The 18692-nt window shown below is 47.4% G+C and carries 23 protein-coding genes; 14 read left to right on the top strand and 9 right to left on the bottom strand.

Translation table 11 applies throughout. The annotated features are described in order from the left end of the window. Positions 1-3: 3 nt before the first annotated feature. The 6 genes from ssb to ACYQ2L_RS15095 are packed head-to-tail and all read left to right on the top strand — an operon-like array spanning position 4 to position 4002. The gene (gene ssb, locus ACYQ2L_RS15120; RefSeq protein ID WP_460057445.1) at positions 4-462 is read left to right on the top strand and encodes a single-stranded DNA-binding protein; all 459 of its coding nucleotides are present in this window, start codon (positions 4-6) and stop codon (positions 460-462) included. A gap of 12 nt (positions 463-474) precedes the next feature. Further along, positions 475-792 carry a 30S ribosomal protein S18 gene (rpsR, locus tag ACYQ2L_RS15115; protein WP_460057442.1) on the top strand — a complete coding sequence of 106 codons (318 nt, stop codon included), beginning with the start codon at positions 475-477 and terminating at the stop codon, positions 790-792. Between the two features lie 31 nt (positions 793-823). Next, the gene (locus tag ACYQ2L_RS15110) at positions 824-1744 is read left to right on the top strand and encodes a hypothetical protein (RefSeq protein WP_460057440.1); all 921 of its coding nucleotides are present in this window, start codon (positions 824-826) and stop codon (positions 1742-1744) included. A 3-nt stretch (positions 1745-1747) separates the two neighbouring features. Beyond that, positions 1748-2335: a 50S ribosomal protein L9 gene (rplI, locus tag ACYQ2L_RS15105; protein ID WP_460057438.1), complete on the top strand. Its 588-nt coding sequence runs from the start codon at positions 1748-1750 to the stop codon at positions 2333-2335. Next, positions 2325-3680 carry a replicative DNA helicase gene (gene dnaB / locus ACYQ2L_RS15100; protein ID WP_460057436.1) on the top strand — a complete coding sequence of 452 codons (1356 nt, stop codon included), beginning with the start codon at positions 2325-2327 and terminating at the stop codon, positions 3678-3680. The genes rplI and dnaB overlap by 11 nt, the downstream gene beginning before the upstream one ends. Positions 3681-3705: 25 nt before the next feature. Beyond that, on the top strand, positions 3706-4002 hold the full coding sequence (locus tag ACYQ2L_RS15095) for a late competence development ComFB family protein (RefSeq protein WP_460057434.1): 297 nt from the start codon (positions 3706-3708) through the stop codon (positions 4000-4002). A gap of 19 nt (positions 4003-4021) precedes the next feature. Here ACYQ2L_RS15095 and ACYQ2L_RS15090 read toward each other — a convergent pair whose 3' ends face one another. From ACYQ2L_RS15090 to ACYQ2L_RS15055, 8 genes are all read right to left on the bottom strand, one after another. Then, positions 4022-6133: a hypothetical protein gene (locus tag ACYQ2L_RS15090; protein ID WP_460057432.1), complete on the bottom strand. Its 2112-nt coding sequence runs from the start codon at positions 6131-6133 to the stop codon at positions 4022-4024. Position 6134: 1 nt separating this feature from the next. Further along, positions 6135-7463: an RIP metalloprotease RseP gene (gene rseP / locus ACYQ2L_RS15085; RefSeq protein WP_460057430.1), complete on the bottom strand. Its 1329-nt coding sequence runs from the start codon at positions 7461-7463 to the stop codon at positions 6135-6137. 17 nt (positions 7464-7480) lie between these two features. After that, a complete protein-coding gene (locus ACYQ2L_RS15080; protein WP_460057428.1) occupies positions 7481-8344 on the bottom strand; it encodes a phosphatidate cytidylyltransferase in 864 nt (287 codons plus the stop codon). Continuing rightward, complete coding sequence (gene uppS / locus ACYQ2L_RS15075; protein WP_460057426.1) at positions 8337-9050, bottom strand: polyprenyl diphosphate synthase; 714 nt, start codon at positions 9048-9050, stop codon at positions 8337-8339. The genes ACYQ2L_RS15080 and uppS overlap by 8 nt, the downstream gene beginning before the upstream one ends. Before the next feature lie 2 nt (positions 9051-9052). After that, positions 9053-9601: a ribosome recycling factor gene (gene frr, locus ACYQ2L_RS15070; protein ID WP_460057424.1), complete on the bottom strand. Its 549-nt coding sequence runs from the start codon at positions 9599-9601 to the stop codon at positions 9053-9055. Between the two features lie 76 nt (positions 9602-9677). Further along, positions 9678-10517: a translation elongation factor Ts gene (gene tsf / locus ACYQ2L_RS15065; RefSeq protein ID WP_460057421.1), complete on the bottom strand. Its 840-nt coding sequence runs from the start codon at positions 10515-10517 to the stop codon at positions 9678-9680. Between the two features lie 19 nt (positions 10518-10536). Further along, the gene (rpsB, locus tag ACYQ2L_RS15060; RefSeq protein ID WP_460057419.1) at positions 10537-11499 is read right to left on the bottom strand and encodes a 30S ribosomal protein S2; all 963 of its coding nucleotides are present in this window, start codon (positions 11497-11499) and stop codon (positions 10537-10539) included. A 105-nt stretch (positions 11500-11604) separates the two neighbouring features. Beyond that, positions 11605-12213 carry a Maf family protein gene (locus ACYQ2L_RS15055; protein WP_460057417.1) on the bottom strand — a complete coding sequence of 203 codons (609 nt, stop codon included), beginning with the start codon at positions 12211-12213 and terminating at the stop codon, positions 11605-11607. 73 nt (positions 12214-12286) lie between these two features. On the opposite strand from ACYQ2L_RS15055, the gene ACYQ2L_RS15050 reads away from it, so the two are divergent. The 4 genes from ACYQ2L_RS15050 to ACYQ2L_RS15035 are packed head-to-tail and all read left to right on the top strand — an operon-like array spanning position 12287 to position 14556. Then, positions 12287-12868 (top strand): Gx transporter family protein, encoded by a 582-nt coding sequence (locus tag ACYQ2L_RS15050; protein WP_460057415.1) that lies wholly within the window; start codon positions 12287-12289, stop codon positions 12866-12868. Beyond that, positions 12859-13533 (top strand): hypothetical protein, encoded by a 675-nt coding sequence (locus tag ACYQ2L_RS15045; RefSeq protein ID WP_460057413.1) that lies wholly within the window; start codon positions 12859-12861, stop codon positions 13531-13533. The genes ACYQ2L_RS15050 and ACYQ2L_RS15045 overlap by 10 nt, the downstream gene beginning before the upstream one ends. Before the next feature lie 13 nt (positions 13534-13546). After that, positions 13547-13747 carry a hypothetical protein gene (locus ACYQ2L_RS15040; protein ID WP_460057411.1) on the top strand — a complete coding sequence of 67 codons (201 nt, stop codon included), beginning with the start codon at positions 13547-13549 and terminating at the stop codon, positions 13745-13747. Further along, entirely contained in the window at positions 13744-14556 is an 813-nt protein-coding gene (locus ACYQ2L_RS15035; protein WP_460057408.1) for an RDD family protein, read from the top strand. The genes ACYQ2L_RS15040 and ACYQ2L_RS15035 overlap by 4 nt, the downstream gene beginning before the upstream one ends. A gap of 13 nt (positions 14557-14569) precedes the next feature. On the opposite strand, the gene ACYQ2L_RS15030 is transcribed toward ACYQ2L_RS15035, so the two are convergent. Continuing rightward, positions 14570-14824 (bottom strand): hypothetical protein, encoded by a 255-nt coding sequence (locus ACYQ2L_RS15030; RefSeq protein WP_460057406.1) that lies wholly within the window; start codon positions 14822-14824, stop codon positions 14570-14572. A 3-nt stretch (positions 14825-14827) separates the two neighbouring features. Here ACYQ2L_RS15030 and ACYQ2L_RS15025 point away from each other — a divergent pair, with 3 nt between their 5' ends. The 4 genes from ACYQ2L_RS15025 to ACYQ2L_RS15010 all read left to right on the top strand — a co-directional run bounded on the left by ACYQ2L_RS15025 (position 14828) and on the right by ACYQ2L_RS15010 (position 18687). Next, entirely contained in the window at positions 14828-15535 is a 708-nt protein-coding gene (locus tag ACYQ2L_RS15025) for a hypothetical protein (protein ID WP_460057403.1), read from the top strand. Between the two features lie 47 nt (positions 15536-15582). Then, on the top strand, positions 15583-16296 hold the full coding sequence (locus ACYQ2L_RS15020) for a DUF6675 family protein (protein ID WP_460057401.1): 714 nt from the start codon (positions 15583-15585) through the stop codon (positions 16294-16296). 70 nt (positions 16297-16366) lie between these two features. Beyond that, positions 16367-17896, top strand: a complete 1530-nt coding sequence (rny, locus tag ACYQ2L_RS15015; RefSeq protein ID WP_460057399.1) for a ribonuclease Y — start codon at positions 16367-16369, stop codon at positions 17894-17896. Further along, on the top strand, positions 17893-18687 hold the full coding sequence (locus ACYQ2L_RS15010) for a TIGR00282 family metallophosphoesterase (RefSeq protein ID WP_460057397.1): 795 nt from the start codon (positions 17893-17895) through the stop codon (positions 18685-18687). Before rny ends, ACYQ2L_RS15010 begins: the two co-directional genes overlap by 4 nt. The last annotated feature ends 5 nt before the right edge of the window (positions 18688-18692 follow it).

Below are 18692 nucleotides of genomic sequence, written 5' to 3'. Positions count from 1 at the left end.
ATTATGGCCGACATCAATACGGTAGTTCTGGTCGGAAGACTGGTTCGCGATGCAGAATTGCGGGTTACCGGAGGCGGATTGGCCATATGTAAATTTTCTCTGGCAATCAACCGAAGACGGAAACAGGGCGACGCATGGATAGATGAAGCAAACTTCTTCGATGTTGTTCTGATGGGCCGTCAGGGTGAAGCCCTGCAGCAGTACCTTACAAAGGGAAAGCAGGTGGGTATCCAGGGAGAGCTTCGGCAGAACCGCTGGCAGGATGATGCAGGAAACAGCCGCAGTAAGGTTGAAATTTTTGCAGTTAATGTACAGCTCCTCGGCTCAGGCGGGGGAAGTGGCGGCGGAAGTGGCTCAAGCGGCGGAAGCCGGGGCGGATCGGACGCAGCTTCGGGTGGCGGGTACTCAGACTACGCAGGCCCATCCGGCAGTTCCGGATTCGATGATGACGTACCATTTTAAGGAGTAGATTAAATGAGTGACAGATACAATGATGATCAAAAGGACAGGGACGGCGGTTACCGCGGCGAAGACAGAGGCGGTCGTGACGGCAGAGACGGCGGCCGCAGCGGTGGACCGCGCGGAGGTAAGTTTTTCAGACGCAAGGTAGATAAAATCAAGGCTCAGAATCTGAAGATTGACTACAAACATCCTGAAATTCTGCGCCGTTTTGTGACCGAGAAAGGCAAAATCCTTCCTCGGAGAATCACAGGAACTTCTGCAAAAAATCAGCGAGTGCTTGTGCGGGAAATCAAGCGAGCCAGACAGCTTGCTCTGCTTCCAATGGGCTGATCCGGTTTTTTAATAAGGAAAGTAGGGCTGAATGGAAGATAGACAGCAGAAGTTAAGCAGGGATATGATTGTAATGGGTATACTGTCCGGTGTTCTGCATCAGACAGGCATATTTCTTGTTTTTTTTGCAGTTCCCATTCAGCTTCTGGCAGTGCGGAGATCCTGGCAGGGGTTTTTAAACGGTTCCATGATCAGTTTAGGCGTAATCGCCTTGTGGAAGGGTTTTCAGATTCTTCAGCTGGATGCGGCTCAAGCCGATTCCATGCTGGTTATGTTGGATTTGCTGGTGCCTCTGGCGGTTATCGCTGGTCTGGCAGTGCTGAACTACCGGCATTTGCAGATACATCCTCTCTGGCTGATTATCAGTCTCGGGGGATTAGCTGCAATGATTCTGGTTATCCCGTTTGTGTTGTATGCACCCAGAAGTCCTGTTTTTCTTGCACTGATTGAGCTTCAGCATGCTTTTTTTACCGAGCAGGGACTGCTTGTCGGGATGAGTCTGGACGAGCTTACAAGCGAAATGCTGCTGTTGCTGTTCCGTGGTATTGGCGGTGTAATGACAGCGCTGGTAGCTTTGAATTATTTTTTTGGAAATGCTGCGGCCGGGAAAAACAGTCGGCTGCAGGATTTAAGTATACCGCGGTATCTGCCATTGTGGGCAGTTGCTGCAGTTGTCCTGCTGTTCCTCGGAGCTGCAGGAGTGTTTGACATTATTGCGTACAATGTACTGCTGGTGATTCTGTTGTTGCATGTACTTACTGGTGTCAGTCTTGTGAATCTGCTTCTGGCAAGGCGATTGCCAGCCAGACAGTCGAGATTTCTGGTGACTGCAGTTCTGTTTATGGTGCTGTTTGTACCGCTGGTTAATATAGTTGTATTTGTTCTTCTGCCGGTGGCAGGTGTACTGGATACAATCTTTAGATTACGTGAACGCATTTTGAATAAGGAGTGATGGATGAAGGTCATATTAAACGCCGACGTACCTCATCTTGGAGAAGAGGGCGAAATCAAGGAAGTCAAGAGCGGTTATGCACGGAACTTTCTTATTCCGCGAAAACTTTGTTTGCCCTATAATAATGAAAGCATTGCAGTCATCGAGAGTCGCCGTGATGCAATAGAGAAAAGACGTGAAGACAAGCGTCAGGCTGCAATGGGTCTGAAGGCTCAGCTTGAGAACAAGCCGCTGGCAATTTCGATGACAACCGGCCGTAACGGCAAGTTGTTCGGTTCAGTAAATGCGGCTACTATTGCGACAGAGCTGGAGAAAAATGGAATTCATGTCGAGCGTAAATCGATTGATATTCCAGAGAACAGCCTCAAGTCTGTCGGTAACTACAAGGTATCTGTAAAACTGTACGGCGGTGAAACCGCTACATTGACAGTTGCTGTTTCAAGTTCTTCAGTTGTTGCTGAGGATGAGAAGCCGGTAGAGACTGTAAATGAAGCTCCGCTTGAAGAAGAGACTGTTGTAGAAGCTGAAGCAGAAGAAGCTGCTGCTGAAGAGCAGACTGAATCCGCTCAGGATTCTCAGGATGACGAATAATCCAGACATGAATGCCTCTTCCGGACGAGTACCTCCGCACAATAATGATGCGGAGGTAGCTTGTCTCGGCGCCATTTTGCTCAATCCACGTGAAACGGTTGACAGAGTGGTTCACATAGTCAGAACCAATGACTTCTATAGACCGGCTCATTCCAAGATTTTTGATGCCGCATATTCGATTTTCAACAGAAACGAAGCAGTTGATCTCATTACCCTTACCGAAGAGTTGCGCTCCCGCGGAGAGTTGGAGAGTGTAGGAGGGGTGTCCTACCTCGCTTCACTGACAGATTCTGTTCCTTCCAGTGCCAATGTTGATTACTATGCCGGCATTGTGTATCAGGAGAGCATCAGGCGTAAACTGATTTCGATGGGAACTGCGATTTCCGATATGGCTCGTGAGCCAGGCAGGAAAACCAGGGAAGTAATCGAGGAGTTTGAAAAACAGCTTTTTGATATCGCTGAGAATCGACAGAGCGATGATTTTGAATTGGCAGGGAATGTTGTAAAGGCAACGATCGATGCTATCGAAGAACGCTATCGCTCGGAAAGTCCTTTTACCGGAGTTCCTTCAGGATTCAGTGATCTTGATAACATGCTCAGTGGTTTTCAGCCTCAGGAATTCATAGTTATCGGCGCTCGTCCTTCTATAGGGAAAACATCTCTTGCCTTATCCCTGGCTAATAGAATGGCTTTGAAAGAAAAACGACGTGTAGGTTTTTTTACGCTTGAAATGTCTCGTCTGTCTATTATGCAACGTATAATTTCCATGGAAGCACCGATAGATGCTGGAAAGTTGCGTAAGGGAGCATTAAGACCAGCTGATTTCCCGCGGCTTTTTGATGCTGCGGCCAGAATATACGATGCACAGATGTGGATAACCGATATCCCGAATATGCCTTTGCTCGATGTCCGGGCCCAGTCGAGGCGGATGAAGAAGCTGCATGATGTTGAAATCATTTTTATTGACTACCTTACACTGATTCGTCCTGAAAAAACTGATATACCCAGACATGAGCAGATAGCGGAGATTTCCCGATCACTGAAGGCATTAGCTCGTGAGCTGGACATACCAATTGTCGTGCTGAGTCAGGTAAGCCGTGATTCAGAAGGTAAGCGGCCCACTCTGTCAAATATCCGCGAGTCAGGGTCTATTGAGCAGGATGCTGATGTCGTTATGTTCCTTCACCGTGAACGTGATGAAACCCGGGAAGGTGACGATGGTGACCAGGTAATTCCTACGGAATTGATAATTGCCAAGCAGAGAAATGGTCCTGTTGGAACTGTGCAGATTGCATTTAAACCAAAATATGCTAAATTTGAAGAATGGGCATACGGTGATTATTAAGAGCTGAGTCCGAGTGGAGGCATATATGAATCTGGATCTTAAAGGCTTGATCGAGCAGGAAGAGCTGGTAAATGAATCCGAGCGCTTTGTTCTGGAGGAGCTTGAGAATCAATTATCAGACCTGCCTGCATCTTCGTTGAATGATGATGCGCTTCTTGACATGATTACCTATGCATTGAACAAAGTCCCTTCAAGATATCGGGTGAATCTGCTGGGGCGTCTTTTCAGTTCTGTCGCAGATGATGAATACACAGACAAGATCAAGGCTGCTGTTGCGGAGGCGGTGCAGGTGGTGCTGGAAAATCCACCCCGCAGCAGCTGATTTTTTCCCGGTCGCTGGTCTATCTGCTTCTGAAGGGAATTCTTACCCTGTATCTTTCCAGTAGTGCATTACGCGCCTGTGGATTATCTTTCAGATTCAGCCCATTACTGACCGAAAAACTTTCTGATGCAATGAATCCATCCATTGTTGAAATAAATACCCAGGATCCATCAGTTAAAAGGGCGATATCACCGAGATAAGTTCCGTTTGATGCTTGCCATAAGCTTGCTGTTCCGTTGATATTTATGGTCCAGACAAAATCGCTGTTTCCGGATACCTTCCTTGGAACATTTCCGCTCTGCTGCATATTGATCATGCGGGATCCGTTCCAGTAGGATAGATTTTCTCCGCCAAGAGTTGTATACACACGATTTCTGGACTCATCAATGAAAATGTCGGCTGTCAGATCCTCACCGGGGTGTACCTTGATGCTGCGGGTTCGGGATAGGTCCGAACCAGTATGCAGACGCAGTTCCGTTTGAATGGCTCCTGACCTGCTGTTACGGAGAAGGCCGAGTGAAAACAGTTGATCACGTGCGTTGAAATATTCCATTCGGTAAATCAACTGAGCACTGTCGTCAATTGGTACTGTTTCCATAGTTCTGGGATTAACGGCGAGCAGGGGAGACTGAAAACCGCTGCTGAAAGATTTCCCTGCGACTATGTATTCTCCTGCTCTGGTGGCTGTCTGTAGATCCACATTCCGGAAATTGAAGGTAGTAGAAAAATCCGCAGCTGAATACATTCTCAGGTTGCCCTGTCTTGAAAGGCTGAGTATGGAATCGCCCAATACCTTGAATTCTATCAAGGCATCATCATTCTGGATTCCTGTATTGGTATATATATCTGTTGAACTGTCCCAGGTATATATATTCATATTTCTTTCAGTGGAGCCCGGCCATACGAATTTAAGACCTTCAGCAGTAGAATTTCCCGGTCCTATGCTGATTCCGAAATCACCGGTGAGAGGTGGACGACTGCTGCTGTCGCTGATGTTTCGGATCTCGATGCCAGAGGAGGACAGTCCCGAAGAAAATATGTCGGATTGTATGCTTACTATACCATTGCTGGAGGATAGATGGAGCTTGTCCCCGGATATGTCAATATCCTGAATGTGTTGAATGCTAGCTGCGGAGAACGGCATGGCGATTCCGCTGCTTCGTTCATAGCTCATGAGTGAATAGTTCTGCAAGGCGAGTGAAGGATTCCCGTTGAAGTAGCTTCCTGTCTGGATATTTACCGGTAGGGACTGCAGGCTGGGTGTCAATGGAGCTGTCCGGTTTTGCTCAAGCCTGAATTCTATAAGCTCGGATCGGTTTGCCTGTCTCCGGATTATTCCGACTATTCCATGCTCCTGGTCTGTGAATAAAGCCTGGACAGTACCGCTCAGCTGGCGGGAGTCTACAATTCTTCCATTTACCACATCAACCAGGACCAGATTGTTTGCTCTGATTGCAGCCAGAAATCGGCTGCTGAGCATGCCTGGAAACTCCAGTCCGCTGCTGGAGCTTAATCTGGAGAGTTCTGTGCCTCTGCGTACATCATAGTATACGATTTCACCGCTGCTGGTCTGATACGTCATGATATTTGCTTCGGTACGCGAGAAAGTAAAGTAGCTGATTATTCCACCAACGTTACGAAGGAAGGTAAGGCGGCGGCCGTTTGAGGCATCGTGCATCTGGATGCTGTTCCATTGTGGCAGGGTGTAGGCAAGGTAAGTCCCTTGAGGAGAATAGTTCATATAAATTGGTCGGTCATTTGTCTGAATAGAAAATTTCCGGCTGCCATCAGTAATATCAATTCCGGCAATCTCATAGCGGCCATCCTGCATGCGGATCAGTAATGCTGCCTGTGGAAGGCTTGGATGCTTTACCGCCTGTTCAATTCGGCCGCTGGTAATCTGAAATGTTCTGCTGACTTTCCTGCTTGCTGAATCCCAGGTTCGAAGAGAGCCGTCCCGTGAAACCGAGAAGTATGACTGAGTGATCGGATGAAAGAAAAAGCCGGTAACTGTATCGCTGTGATAGCTGTTCAAAATCAGGTTGTCGGCATGGACCGCGGACAGGGAAGTGAAAAAAACGAGAAGTGCTGCAAAACTGATGCAGTGTGTGCGGAAACGATTTATATTCATATTAACCTCGAAACAAAAAAAGTATATCGCTGGTTACTGCAACCGCGATTAAAAGCAGAACTAATATTGCACCGATATTCATGTATCTGGATATAAATATCGGACTGAGCGGTCTCGGCCACATCCTGTCGATCAGTGCAAGAAGGATTTGCCCGCCATCAAGTGCCGGGATTGGCAGCAGGTTCATGAAGGCAAGGATAATGGAGATCAAGCCGAGAAATTGTAGAATCGAGACGATGCCGGTGCGAAAACCAAGGGAGAAGCCTCTGGTCGCAACTTCTCCCACCATGTGGGTAATCTGTACAGGGCCGGATACAGCCTGTGTTATCTGTACACCTCTGAAGAGTACCGCAATACCCTGTGCAGCCAAATGAAATGTTTCAGCAGTTTCCTGTACAGCATGCTTGAGATGGCTAACCGGATTCCCTCCGGGACTTGAGTATGTAAGGGTTTCCCATACAATTGTATCCGGGCTGAGGGCTCTTCCGTTTTCTATGAGAATGTCCTGGTTGTTTCTTTCGATCTTCATCGACCAGGATTGCTGATCATTCAGGGACTCCAGTGCTGCGATTGCATCAAGGGCGTGAAGAATTGCCTGGCCGTTAATTTCTCTTATTTGATCTCCGGGCATCAGGAAGCCCTCAAGAGAACTGTCCCTCAGATCGGCCACAACTGGAGAGATAAAGGGGTAGATTCCTATCCTTCCGGCTCCGGTTTCAGGGTTTATTAATGGCTTTATGACTGTGCTGATTGTTCTGTTGTCACGCTCCAGGGTAATATTCAGTTCTCTACCGCCGCTTGAGCCGATTTCGCGTCGAATGTCCTCGAAGGTAAGTACCGGTGTTCCCTGTATTTCTATAATTCTATCGCCGGTTGCGAGTCCGGCTGTAACAGCAGGGGAATCCGGTTGGGGATCGACAACTATCCTGTTTGGATATGTCTGGTACGAAAATCCTATGCTGTACACTAACCAGAAAAACAGTACGGCAGTCAGTGTGTTGACGAAGGGGCCGCTGAATAATATCAGGATGCGTTTCCACCAGGCTGCCGAGTAGAAACTGCCTTCCTCGTGCGGAATGCTTTTTCCGGAATTTTCAATTGCAGACTGTAAGGAATCAGAGCCTTTCATCTTACAGTAACCGCCAAGTGGAATAGCTGACAATCTGTATTCGGTACCGTTAATCAGTTTTGACCACAGGACGGGTCCCCAGCCGATGGAGAATGCGGTTACTTCTACTCCCAGTTTTCTGGCGGCAAAGAAGTGTCCCCATTCGTGAATCACAACAAGCAGGCCCAGTCCAAGTAATCCCCAGAAAATATTAATAAGCATTGCTGCTCCTTGTGCTGCTAAAGATATAGATACATGTATCCATAGAAGAAGAAGGGGGCGGCGAAAGCAAGTGAGTCAATACTGTCAAGCAGACCGCCGCGTCCCGGTATTATGCTTCCGCTGTCTTTTTGTGCTGCTGAGCGCTTGATAGCAGACTCAGCGAGATCACCTACGATTGCTGCGCTACCGATAAGCAGTGCAAATAGTATGCTTGTAAGCAGGCTCCCGGGAAGTAATTCCGGATATAATGCCCTGGCTGTTAAAAATACGACCATGCTCCCGATAAGTCCAGAGATAAATCCTGCTATACTTTTATTGGGACTGATTGGTACTATGCCTCCATTTCCTTTGCCGAACAGCATGCCTCCGGCATATGCTGCTGAATCGTTCAGATAAACTGAAATGGCAAACACAACCAGAAGGTGGCTGGGCATAGGAAGGCTTGCTATGCGCGGGATATATCCGAGTAATAATCCCGGATATATGAACAGAAAAATCGAGGTAGATACGAATCCCTTGATGTGGGAGAAAACCTGAGGGTCTTTTCTGAATGCCTGAAAGCTCAGGAGTATGCTGACGGCTAATGCGATCAGTAATGATTCGGATCCAGGAGCTGCCCATCCCATTCCCTCGGCATATGCAAGGAGAGGAAAGCTTGCAGCAAGTAGCGGGGTTATAATTCTGCTGCCCGCATAGACGGTAAATTCGGGTTCGAAAAAAGCATATAGCTCATAGCTTGCAATAAAGGCTACGATTGCTACTACTACTGCCACAGCAGCATGGTTTGCGTGCGGAAAAAAGATCAGCAGGCAAAATATAAGTGGAATGCCGATAAAAAACACCAGCAGACGATTGCGTACATTTTTTTGTTTCTTATTCATGAGTGCCCCCAAAGCGTCGGGTTCTTTTTTTGTAGTCCTTCAGAGCGGACTCCAGATCGTGTTCATTGAAATCCGGCCACAACACCGGTGTAAAGTACAGTTCGCTGTATGCTCCTGTCCACAAAAGAAAGTTGCTCAGGCGCATATCACCGCCAGTTCTGATAATCAGATCAGGATCCGGCAGTCTTCCAGAGTCCAGCTGCTGGTGTAGTTCTTCTTCGCTCACCGGATTCAGGCTGAAGTCACGGTTGTTGTCAGCTGCTGCAATACTGTTAAAGGCGCGGATTATTTCATCCCGGCCTCCGTAGTTAAGCGCTATATTGACAGTCATGTCAGTGAAACCGCTCGTATCTTCAATTACATTAGTGACATCATCCTGAATATCTGCAGGTAACCTGGATAATTCTCCGCTGAACATCAGCTTGATTCCATTGTCCCTGTAGAAATCAATTTCCTTTCTAATGTAGGTGTGAATCAGATTCATGAGGAAGCCAACTTCCTCCTCGGTTCGTTTCCAGTTTTCGGTGGAAAAGGCATAAAGAGTGACGTAAGGAATTCCTAGTTCGTGGACATGGTGGATGATCTTCTTCCCGGTTTTCAGCCCTTCCTGGTGCCCGAATGTCCTGGGACGCTTGTGCTTCTGGGCCCAGCGCCCGTTGCCGTCCATAATTATACCTATGTGCTGGGGTAGGGCGCTGTTGATCATTATTATATCTCGAGAATTTCTTTTTCTTTCTCATCCAGAATCTGACCGATTTCTTTGGTGTACTGGTCTGTTAGTTTCTGGATTTCATCCTGAAGGCGTTTTTCTTCGTCTTCACTGATCTCGCCGTCTTTTTGCTGCTGTTTGAGTTTGTCGTTTTCATCGCGGCGGATATTTCGTACGGCAACCTTGGCCTGTTCTGCAGTCTGTTTGGCTGCTTTTACGATTTCCTTTCGGCGTTCTTCAGTGAGAGGCGGAATATTAATACGGATTACTTTACCGTCGTTATTGGGGTTAAGGGACAGTTCTGATTTCTGTATTGCTTTCTCAATATCCGGCAGGCTTGTTTTGTCCCATGGCTGGATAACTACCAGGCGGGCTTCCGGTGTGCTGATGGTTGCTACCTGGGAAAGCGGGGTTGGAGAACCATAGTAGTCAACTGTAATTTTGTCAAAAAGCGCAGTTGAAGCGCGTCCGGTCCTGATCGCTGCAAACTCGTCCTGCAATGCTTTAACCGATTTCTTCATGCGTGATTCAGCATCTTTACTGCTCATATGTGTACTCCCTCTGTAAAATAACGGGTAATATACCGCAGCATTTTCTGCTGCGGTATACAGCTATATAAGTATTTTAGTCCTGTCCGACCGAGAATACAATATAGTCGCTAAGTTCGATTGCTGATCCGGCCTTTTTGGCTGTCTCGGCAATTACTTCAGCTACGCTTTTCTTTTCTTCCTTTACGAAGCCCTGGTTTACAAAGCAGATTTCTGCAAGGTGTTTTTTCATTTTTCCTGCAACAATGCCCTGCATTACCTTTTCAGGTTTACCAAGATTTTCAGCCTGCTTCAGAAAGATAGAAGCCTGTTCTTCAAGATAGGACTTTTCTACCTGGGATTCAGTCAGGTAGAGGGGCTTGAATGCAGCTGCATGAAGTGCGAGGTTAAATCCAAGTTCCTTGACTGCTTCGTCCTGGGTTGCCTCCTGTTTTTCAACAGTCAGCTTGATCAGAACGCCGATACCGCCGTCACCATGTATGTAGTCTACAACGAGGGTGTTCGCATCGGTATCAATGCGCTGAAAACGCTTTGCAGTAATATTTTCCTTGATTGTTGAAACCGCCTGCGCAGTGGTGTCTGTAACCTCGCTGGCATCGACAGTCAGGTTCTTGTCTGTCATAAGTTTGACAAGTCCGGTTCCCATTGCACCAAAGGTCTCGTTACGTGCAACAAAGTCGGTTTCACTGGCTACTTCAAGTATACCTGCGGCATTTTCACCGACATAAGTGAAAATACGCCCTTCATTTGTTGCACGGCCACCGCGCTTGGCTGCAGCAGCCAGTCCCATTTCCTTCAGGAGTTTTTCTGCTTTTGCAAAATCACCGTCGGCTTCATTCAATGCTTTCTTGCAGTCCATCATTCCTGCACCGGTCTTGTCCCGGAGCGCTTTTACATCTGCGGCGCTTATTGCCATTTTATTCTCCTTGGGTTGATTACTCGCTGTCTTCGTATAATTCGTCGGGTGAGATTCCGGCGTCTTCGGCTACTGCTTCCTCACGGGTTTTTTCCAGCTTTACCTCGGGTTTGTCCTCGGGCTTATAGTCGGAATAGTCGTCAGTTACAAAGCCTTCGCTTTCTTCACCTTTCGCATCCTTGGCAATGCTGGCAGATACAGGTGCGGTTACAACTTCTTCTTTGTCAGCATCTTCTTTTACAGATGAGTCGAAGACCGGCTCATCGTCGTCCTGGAGGCTTTCGATAATTTCAAGTCCGATTTCGTTTTCAGCCTCTGTAACAGCCTGACCAATAATTTCGGTGAACAGACTGATTGCCCGGATGGCGTCGTCATTACCCGGGATCGGGTAATCGATACCTTCAGGATTACAGTTGGTATCAACTACTGCAACAATCGGTATGCCCATTCGGCGGGCTTCTGCTACTGCAATGGTTTCTTTTTTGGTATCAACAATAAAAACGATACCGGGGAGCTCTTTCATCTCCTTGATTCCGCCGAGGTTCTTCTCCAGTCGAGCCTTTTCCTTGTTAAGTTTTGCAACTTCTTTCTTGGAAAGACTTTCGAAGGTGCCATCAATTTCCATTTTTTCGAGCTTTTTCAGTCGAAGCAGTGATTGTTTGATGGTAGAGAAGTTGGTAAGCATTCCACCAAGCCATCTCTGGTTGACGTAATACATACCGCAGTTAGTAGCTTCGCGCTCGATAGCCTGCTGAGCCTGTTTCTTGGTTCCTACAAACAGGACACCCTGTTTGTTCAGGACTGTCTGGCGAACTGCATCATAGGCTGCACGAATTGACGCAATGGTTTTCTGCAGGTCGATAATATGAATACCGTTGCGTTCAGCAAAGATGAACCGCTTCATTCGCGGATCCCAGCGTTTGGTCTGGTGTCCGAAATGTACACCTGACTCCAGTAAATTTTTCATGGTCACAACTGCCATGTTGCCTCCTCAAATCCGACTGCTGCGTGCAGTCGGCCGTCTCTGTTTCTCGAATCCAATTCATTGGTTCGGAAGATTTTTACACACTGATAACATCAATGTATCTCAGTGGTAATTTTGCCATACAATGCCATAGATGCGATGTATGGGCAAGCCCACTACAGTGCTATACGCGCCATCTATGCGGTCGATAAATGCAATACCGGCGTTCTGTATACGGTATCCACCGGCAGCTTCCTTCCATTCATCGGTTTTTATATACTCCCGTATCTGCTGTTCGCAGAGCGGCTGCATTGTAACATCAGTCCAGTCACAGAAGCTGCAGGCTTCACTTATGAGGTTTTTTCCGTATTCAGATATCGGACTGATGTGGACGCCGGTATATACTCTGTGGGTAGTTCCCTGTAGTCTGCGTAGAAAATATTCCGCTTCTTCAGGAGATGACGGCTTACCCATTATGTGCTGATCGAGGGTGACAATGGTGTCTGCCGTGAGAAGTAAATCGCCTGCTGCTGGAAGTGCATGTCTTCTATCGAGATAGTGCCGGGCTTTTTCTTCAGCTATCTTCTCTGCAATCTCTGCCATAGAGAGAGCACCGGATGGAATGGTTTCACTACTGTCTTCAGGATCAATGGTGATTGGAAAGCCTGCCTGCCTCAGCAGGCTGGAGCGTTGCGGACTTCTGGATGCAAGTATAATATGAGGGGATTTCATATATTCCATTATATCAGGGATGGGATTGACAGTCATTCATAAATCAGGAATCGTAGTAGAAGAACGGAGATCTATGAAAGTACAACACTCAAAAAACCGGCATCTATACCGTTTCGTTTCTTTTCTTGGTGCCCTCTGCCTGTTCTTCGCTGCAATCGAGTATCTCTTTCCAAAGCCTCTGCCGTTTTTCAGGCTGGGCTTGGCAAATATTCCAATTCTTCTGGTGCTGGACTTTCTGCCGCTGCCTCTGGTAGCAGTGGTTCTGCTTCTGAAAGTTTTCGGTCAGGGGCTCATAAATGGTACCCTGGCTTCATATGTTTTCCTGTTTTCACTTTTCGGCACTATCGCTGCTGGTATAGTCATGATTCTGGTCCATCGTTTGGGAGGGAAGCGGATTTCGCTTATCGGGGTTAGTATATGTGGCGCGCTTGCCAGTAATATGGTGCAGGTCTATCTTTCTGTGCAGTTTATTTTCGGAGGTGGTGCCTGGCTGATAGCCCCCGTTTTTCTCACGTTCGGAACTATTTCCGGACTGTTGGTTGGAATAATCGCTGAGTATTTCAGAAAAAATTCCATGTGGCTTTCCAGAATACGGGCTGCCGTATCTTCGGAAAAGGACATTTCCAGTGCAGGGAGTGAGCAAGCATGGGAATAGCAAAGACGGCAGGCAAAGGACGAAGACCTAAATATTATGCGCCGCTTCTGACTGATCATATCCACCCTCAGCTCCTTTTTTTTACCGGAGCCTTATGTGTGGTGCTGTATCTGTTGAATGACAGTCTTTTCCTGCGTGCCTTGCAGGTAGCTCTTTTTGCTTTTCTGGCTACTATGAACGGCAAGCGGATCATGTGGGGGTACTTTATCCTTATGGTCGGTTCGATTACTTTTTTTCACCTGTTTCAACCCATCGGCCAGGTTTATTACCGGATCGGAAATTTCCGGATAACCTCCGGGGCTATCGAAGCCGGGCTTTTCAAGGGACTGACAATAATCGGGCTTGTGTTCATTTCCCTGTTCTGCATACGTCCCAATCTCAGGCTGCCGGGAAACTGGGGTGGTTTACTGGGAGGTACGCTCTACTACTTCGAGATGATAATCGAGCACAGAAAAGGCATCAAGCGGAAGAATTTTGTAGGTTCGATTGACGCCGTCCTGGAGGATATATTTCCGTCTGAATATCTGCTGAAAGAGGAGCGCGACGATATTTCGAAAGATATATCTGAACCACAGGTTAAAAACAGCTTGTTAGGTTATTGTTTTTGTGCTTTGCTTGTGACTGTTAATCTGGGGTTAGTACCTCTGTCATCGTTTCTTGGGTAGGTTACAGAATAGAATGACACGCATAAAGAACGTAATACCAAAACATGAGATCGTGAATGGTTATCTTGTCAGGCTTGAGGATCTGTCCTTTGATCAGGCAGAAGCGGTCATGAGTTTCAAGCAGCGCAATCCCCGGCTTGGTTTCGGAGAGATTGCACTGCTGTTAGGGTATGTAGATAGAGTACGGGTGGATGAGCCCGCTGAGGAGGAATGATGCACACGCGCAGGGTAGGTTTTTTTCGCAGGAGTGCAGCATTTCTGCTCGACCTGACATTTGTTCTCTTTTTATTTGCCGTTGCCTTCCGATTGGCTTTGCTTCTGCATCCTGATCTGGATTCGGTTCATAATTTTTCTGCGTACGCAGTTGACGTCAGCGCTGGTATCGACGAGGAATGGGAACAGGTGTTCACGGATTGGGAATCATTTTTTGTGAATGAACTAAGCGCAGATGAGCTTCAGTATTTCGAGCAGATCATGCAGGAGAAACAGGTTCTGGATTCGATTCCACCGGGTCCTCCGCAGGAGATGATCGTATCAGCTGCGGATCAGCTTTTCTCAACAGCCCGTGAAGAGCTGCCGGCTTCTGTGCTGCCGGATTTTGATGATCTGCGGAACCGAACGATGAGATTGCTGGAGGAAATGAGCCTGCTGGGGCTTCTTCAGTCCGGTATGGCAATTGTTGCTGTCATGCTCAGAATTCCTTTATTGCTGGTCTTGTTGTATTGGTCAACAGAGCTGTTCTTCGGCTGGAGTCCCGGCAAATTTTTCATGCGCATAGCTGTTGCCTCTCTTGACGGAAGCCCGGGTAATATTGCCCTGTTTTTTTCCCGTTTTGTCTTCAAGCAGGCCGGCTTGCTGCTTTTTGCGGCAGCATTGTATTTTCAGTTGTGGTGGCTTTTGATTTCTGCAATACTTCTGCAGGGACTTGTCATGATTGGATTTCTCAGGGTTCTTGGACGTGAGCGCCGGGCCTTTCACGATCGTCTGAGTGGAACCGCTGTATACTACCGCAGGAGTCTTTAGGGAGTCCTGCGCGTCAGATATCAGATTGGCGACTGTCTCTTTGTTCTCTCAGGTCCTTCAAAATTTCGAGAATACGTTCGCTGTATACTTCATCGGCGATTACGTTGCCCCAACCATGCTGCAACTGGAAAATACCTGCATAGACAGGGTCAGCATTGGATGCAATTCTATGGGGGATATCTGATTCATCCAGCAGAGCACTTAGAATTTGTGCTTCGATTGCATTATCGAGTTCTGCTATCGGCTTGTTGTTATTGGATTTTGGCATAATATGAATAATAGGCGATCAAAGATAATCACACAAGCACTCCACATGGCAGCAGCCGGGCTCTGTCTTTTATGCATTATATCGCTGATCATTGTACTTGTTCTTGCTGTATCCGCGAGTTCTGGCAGGTCTATTGACCCGGGAAGGTCAGAAGGTCTGCAGATTAAACAGAATCTATCGGAACCGCTTTATTCAGTTTATATGTCCGAAGCTGGAACAGAGCAGTGGGGTCGTGATTTACTGGGGACTGATGTTCTGCTTCCGGGGGAGTCCGCTGTATTGAGTCCCCCTGTAAACAGTCCTGTAGATGTCCTGCTGGTCGATGCGGCAGGGAAAAGATATCATTATGCCGGTATTGATGTCCGTGATGGGTATGCTATTACCGTAAACATCACTGACAGACTGAGGACAGCCGAGCAGCAGCAGGGATTTGGCTGGGTTAATATCATTAATTCTGTTGGTGTCCCGCTTAGGTCTGTGTATGTGAGTCCTTCAGGTGCGAAAACCTGGGGAGGTAGTCTGCAGCTGCTTTCGGAGTACAGTCTTCTTCAGCACGATTCCAGCCAGTATGCCTATATAGATTTTGCCGATAGCAATGCGTATTTCTTTGATTTTCTGGCTGAAGATTATTATGGTAATCAATATGTTTTGTGGGATGTAAATATTATGCTCCGTAGTCGAATAGAATTCCGCATACAGAATATCAGATGACAATAAGTAATCTGGCAGGTAATTAGGCAGATGGTTCAGGTGGTGTAATGTATTTAAGATGTGTAGTCCTTTCCTTTCTCATACTAATGATGTCTCCAGTGCTGAACGCACTTGACAGAGAATCAGATTTCTTGGCTTCCGAGCCGGAGTTCAGTCTAGCTCCCTGGCCTGTTGATTCGTCGCTTTATCGTATGCCTGGTGATGACAGGATTACAGCCTCGCTGGAAGTTCTGTATCAAATTCCCTGGCCAGAGAATGCAGAGCCTGATTTCCAGGGCAGAGTTGATTTTCTGCGTGGGTATTGGGGAGAAATCAGCAGGCTTGGCGGCTTGACCCAGCCCGGAGCGGACGGACGGCCGGTATATACCGAAGTGTATCGAGTGGCATCCCCCGATGATCTCAGGCCCCTTCCTGACTTCAGGGCTGAGGATATTCAGGATACTATGTCGCTGTATGCGAGAATGATAGACGATGTCTTTGGTGAAACGGTTATTCATGTAAGCATTAATCAGGAAGAGCGCATACGTGTTCAGGTCCGGAATTCAACCCGTTTGAGAATTGGCCCTCTGACGGTCGCTGCACCGGATAATATGCAGTATACCTTTGATATTGAACTAACCGAACACAAAATAACTGTATATGCGGTAGGTACTCTGGCCAGATTCAGAGTGCCTTTCACCCGCAGCCTTATCCGGAAAAACCTTGAATTGCGAGCGGACACCGTCATCTATTGGCTTTATGAGGGATTGGCAGAGCTCTAAGTGCTTGTTTTGTCTTGACACTGCGCCAGCTATGAACTACTTTTTATTCTACAGTTGATTGGAGGAGTCTATGGATATTTTACTAATAGTTCTCCTTCCCATCGGCGGTGTATTTCTGGGTTGGCTGGTTCGCTGGCTATATGCCAAGTTTCAGCTCTCCTCGCTTGAACAGCGGGCTGAGAGACTTAAGCAGGAAGCAGTAAAGGAAGCTGATTCAATTAAAAATCAGCTTTTGTTAGAAACAAAAGATGAACTTATTGAAGAACGAAATCAGCAGGAACGTGAATTTCGTGAACGAAGGGGTGAACTCCAGCGTTTTGAGCGAAGACTACTTCAAAAAGAAGAAAACCTAGAAGCCAAGATTGAGCAGGTCGAACATCGACAGCAATCTTTCACCGACCGTGAGAAGGCGTTAGAAGATAAAGAAAGCAGTTTGCAGGTACTTGAAGAAAATCTGCGCAATGAGCTTGAACGCGTTTCGGGCCTGACAATAGATGAGGCCAAAACTCTCATTATAAAGTCGCTTGAAGACGATGCCAGACATGAGTCACAGGGTATGGTCAACAAGATCGAGGCTGAAGCCCGGATGACTGCTGATAAGCTTGCCAGAGACATTCTGGTTACAACTATTCAGCGGGTCGCCAGTGAGGTTAACGCTGAGGTTACTGTAACCTCGGTAAGTCTGCCGAATGATGAGATGAAGGGCCGTATTATCGGGCGAGAGGGACGTAATATTCGAACTCTTGAAACCCTCACCGGTGTTGATATTATAATTGATGATACACCGGAAGCGGTTGTGGTATCCTGTTTTGATCCAGTCAGAAAGGAAATAGCACGCCAGGCTCTCGAGAGGCTCGTTTCGGATGGCCGTATTCATCCAACCAGGATAGAAGAGGTTGTCCACAAGGTAACCCATGAGATCTCACAGAGCATCTTCGAAGAAGGTGAGAAAGCCCTGTTTGATCTTGGTGTTCATCATATGAAACCTGAAGGTATCCGTGGACTGGGGCGACTGAAGTTTCGGACCAGTTATGGTCAGAACGTACTTGCTCACAGTAAGGAAGTTGCTATTCTTTCGGGTATGCTGGCTGCTGAAGTCGGTGCTGATCGCGAAATTGCAGTTCGCGCCGGACTTCTTCATGATATCGGGAAAGGTATCGAATGTGATGAGGACAGTAACCATGTTGAGCTCGGTGTAGAACTGGCCAAACGTATTGGTGAGGACGACCGGGTAATCAATGCGATTGCAGCTCATCATGGGGATGTTCCACACAGTTGTATCGAGTCGGTTATCGTGCAGGTTGCTGATGCATTATCCGCATCCAGGCCTGGGGCTCGTAGAGAGACGCTGGATAACTACATAAAACGACTCGAGAATCTGGAAAAGATAGCTGAAGATTTCGAGGGTGTAGATAAGGCTTATGCAATACAGGCTGGCCGTGAGCTTCGGATTATGGTTGATCATGAAAAGGTTACTGATGCTCAGGCACGCGAAGTCGCCAAGCAGATAGCCCGCAAGATCGAGGAACAGCTGAGGTATCCGGGAAGGATCAAGGTAACCATGATCCGTGAAACCAGAATTGTGGAGTATGCCCGTTGAGCTCTGAATTAAGAATACTTGTTATCGGAGATATAATCGGCCGCCCTGGAATGAGGGCGGTCGTTTCTGCATTATCCGGTATGAGAAGAAACTATCGGGCTGATGTTGTAATCGTAAATGCTGAGAATGCTGATGACGGTTTCGGAATTTCTCCTGAAATAGCTGATCAGCTCTTCAAGTCAGGTGCGGATGTCCTTACAAGCGGGAATCATGTGTGGCATCACGAGAAAATTGCTGATGTTCTTTCATCGGCTCGTCCGGTTTTGAGACCTGCGAATTATCCGAAAGGCAGCCCTGGCAGTGGTGTAGCCTTGCTTGATGTTAAAGGAAGTAAGGTTGCGGTGGTTAATCTGCAGGGTAGAAAACATATGCCGGCAATTGATTGCCCGTTCCGTAAATTCAGAGAACTTCAGAAAAAGGAATTGTCCAAGGTCAATGTTGTCATCATAGACTTCCATGCCGAAGCAACAGAAGAAAAAGAAGCTCTGGCACACATGGTCGATGGAAAAGTCAGTCTGCTGTATGGAACCCATACCCACATTCAGACTGCGGATGAGCGTATTCTTCCGAAATCCACGGCCTATATTACCGATGTCGGCGCAACAGGTCCCCGTGACAGTGTGATAGGTTTCGAGCCCGAGGTCAGTATTCAGCGCAGTGTTACCCTTGTTCCGCACAAGAATGCCGTAGTTGATGCGCCGGCAACGATTCAAGGCGTATTTCTGAGGGTTGATCCCGGCAGTGGTGCCGCTCTTGGAATAGAGCGTATCCAAGAGGTATCTCTGGTATGAGCCGC

It is taken from the genome of Spirochaeta dissipatitropha (assembly GCF_054657935.1).
The sequence above is the reverse complement of the archived record's forward strand: the minus strand, read 5'-3'. Positions and strand labels throughout refer to the sequence as shown.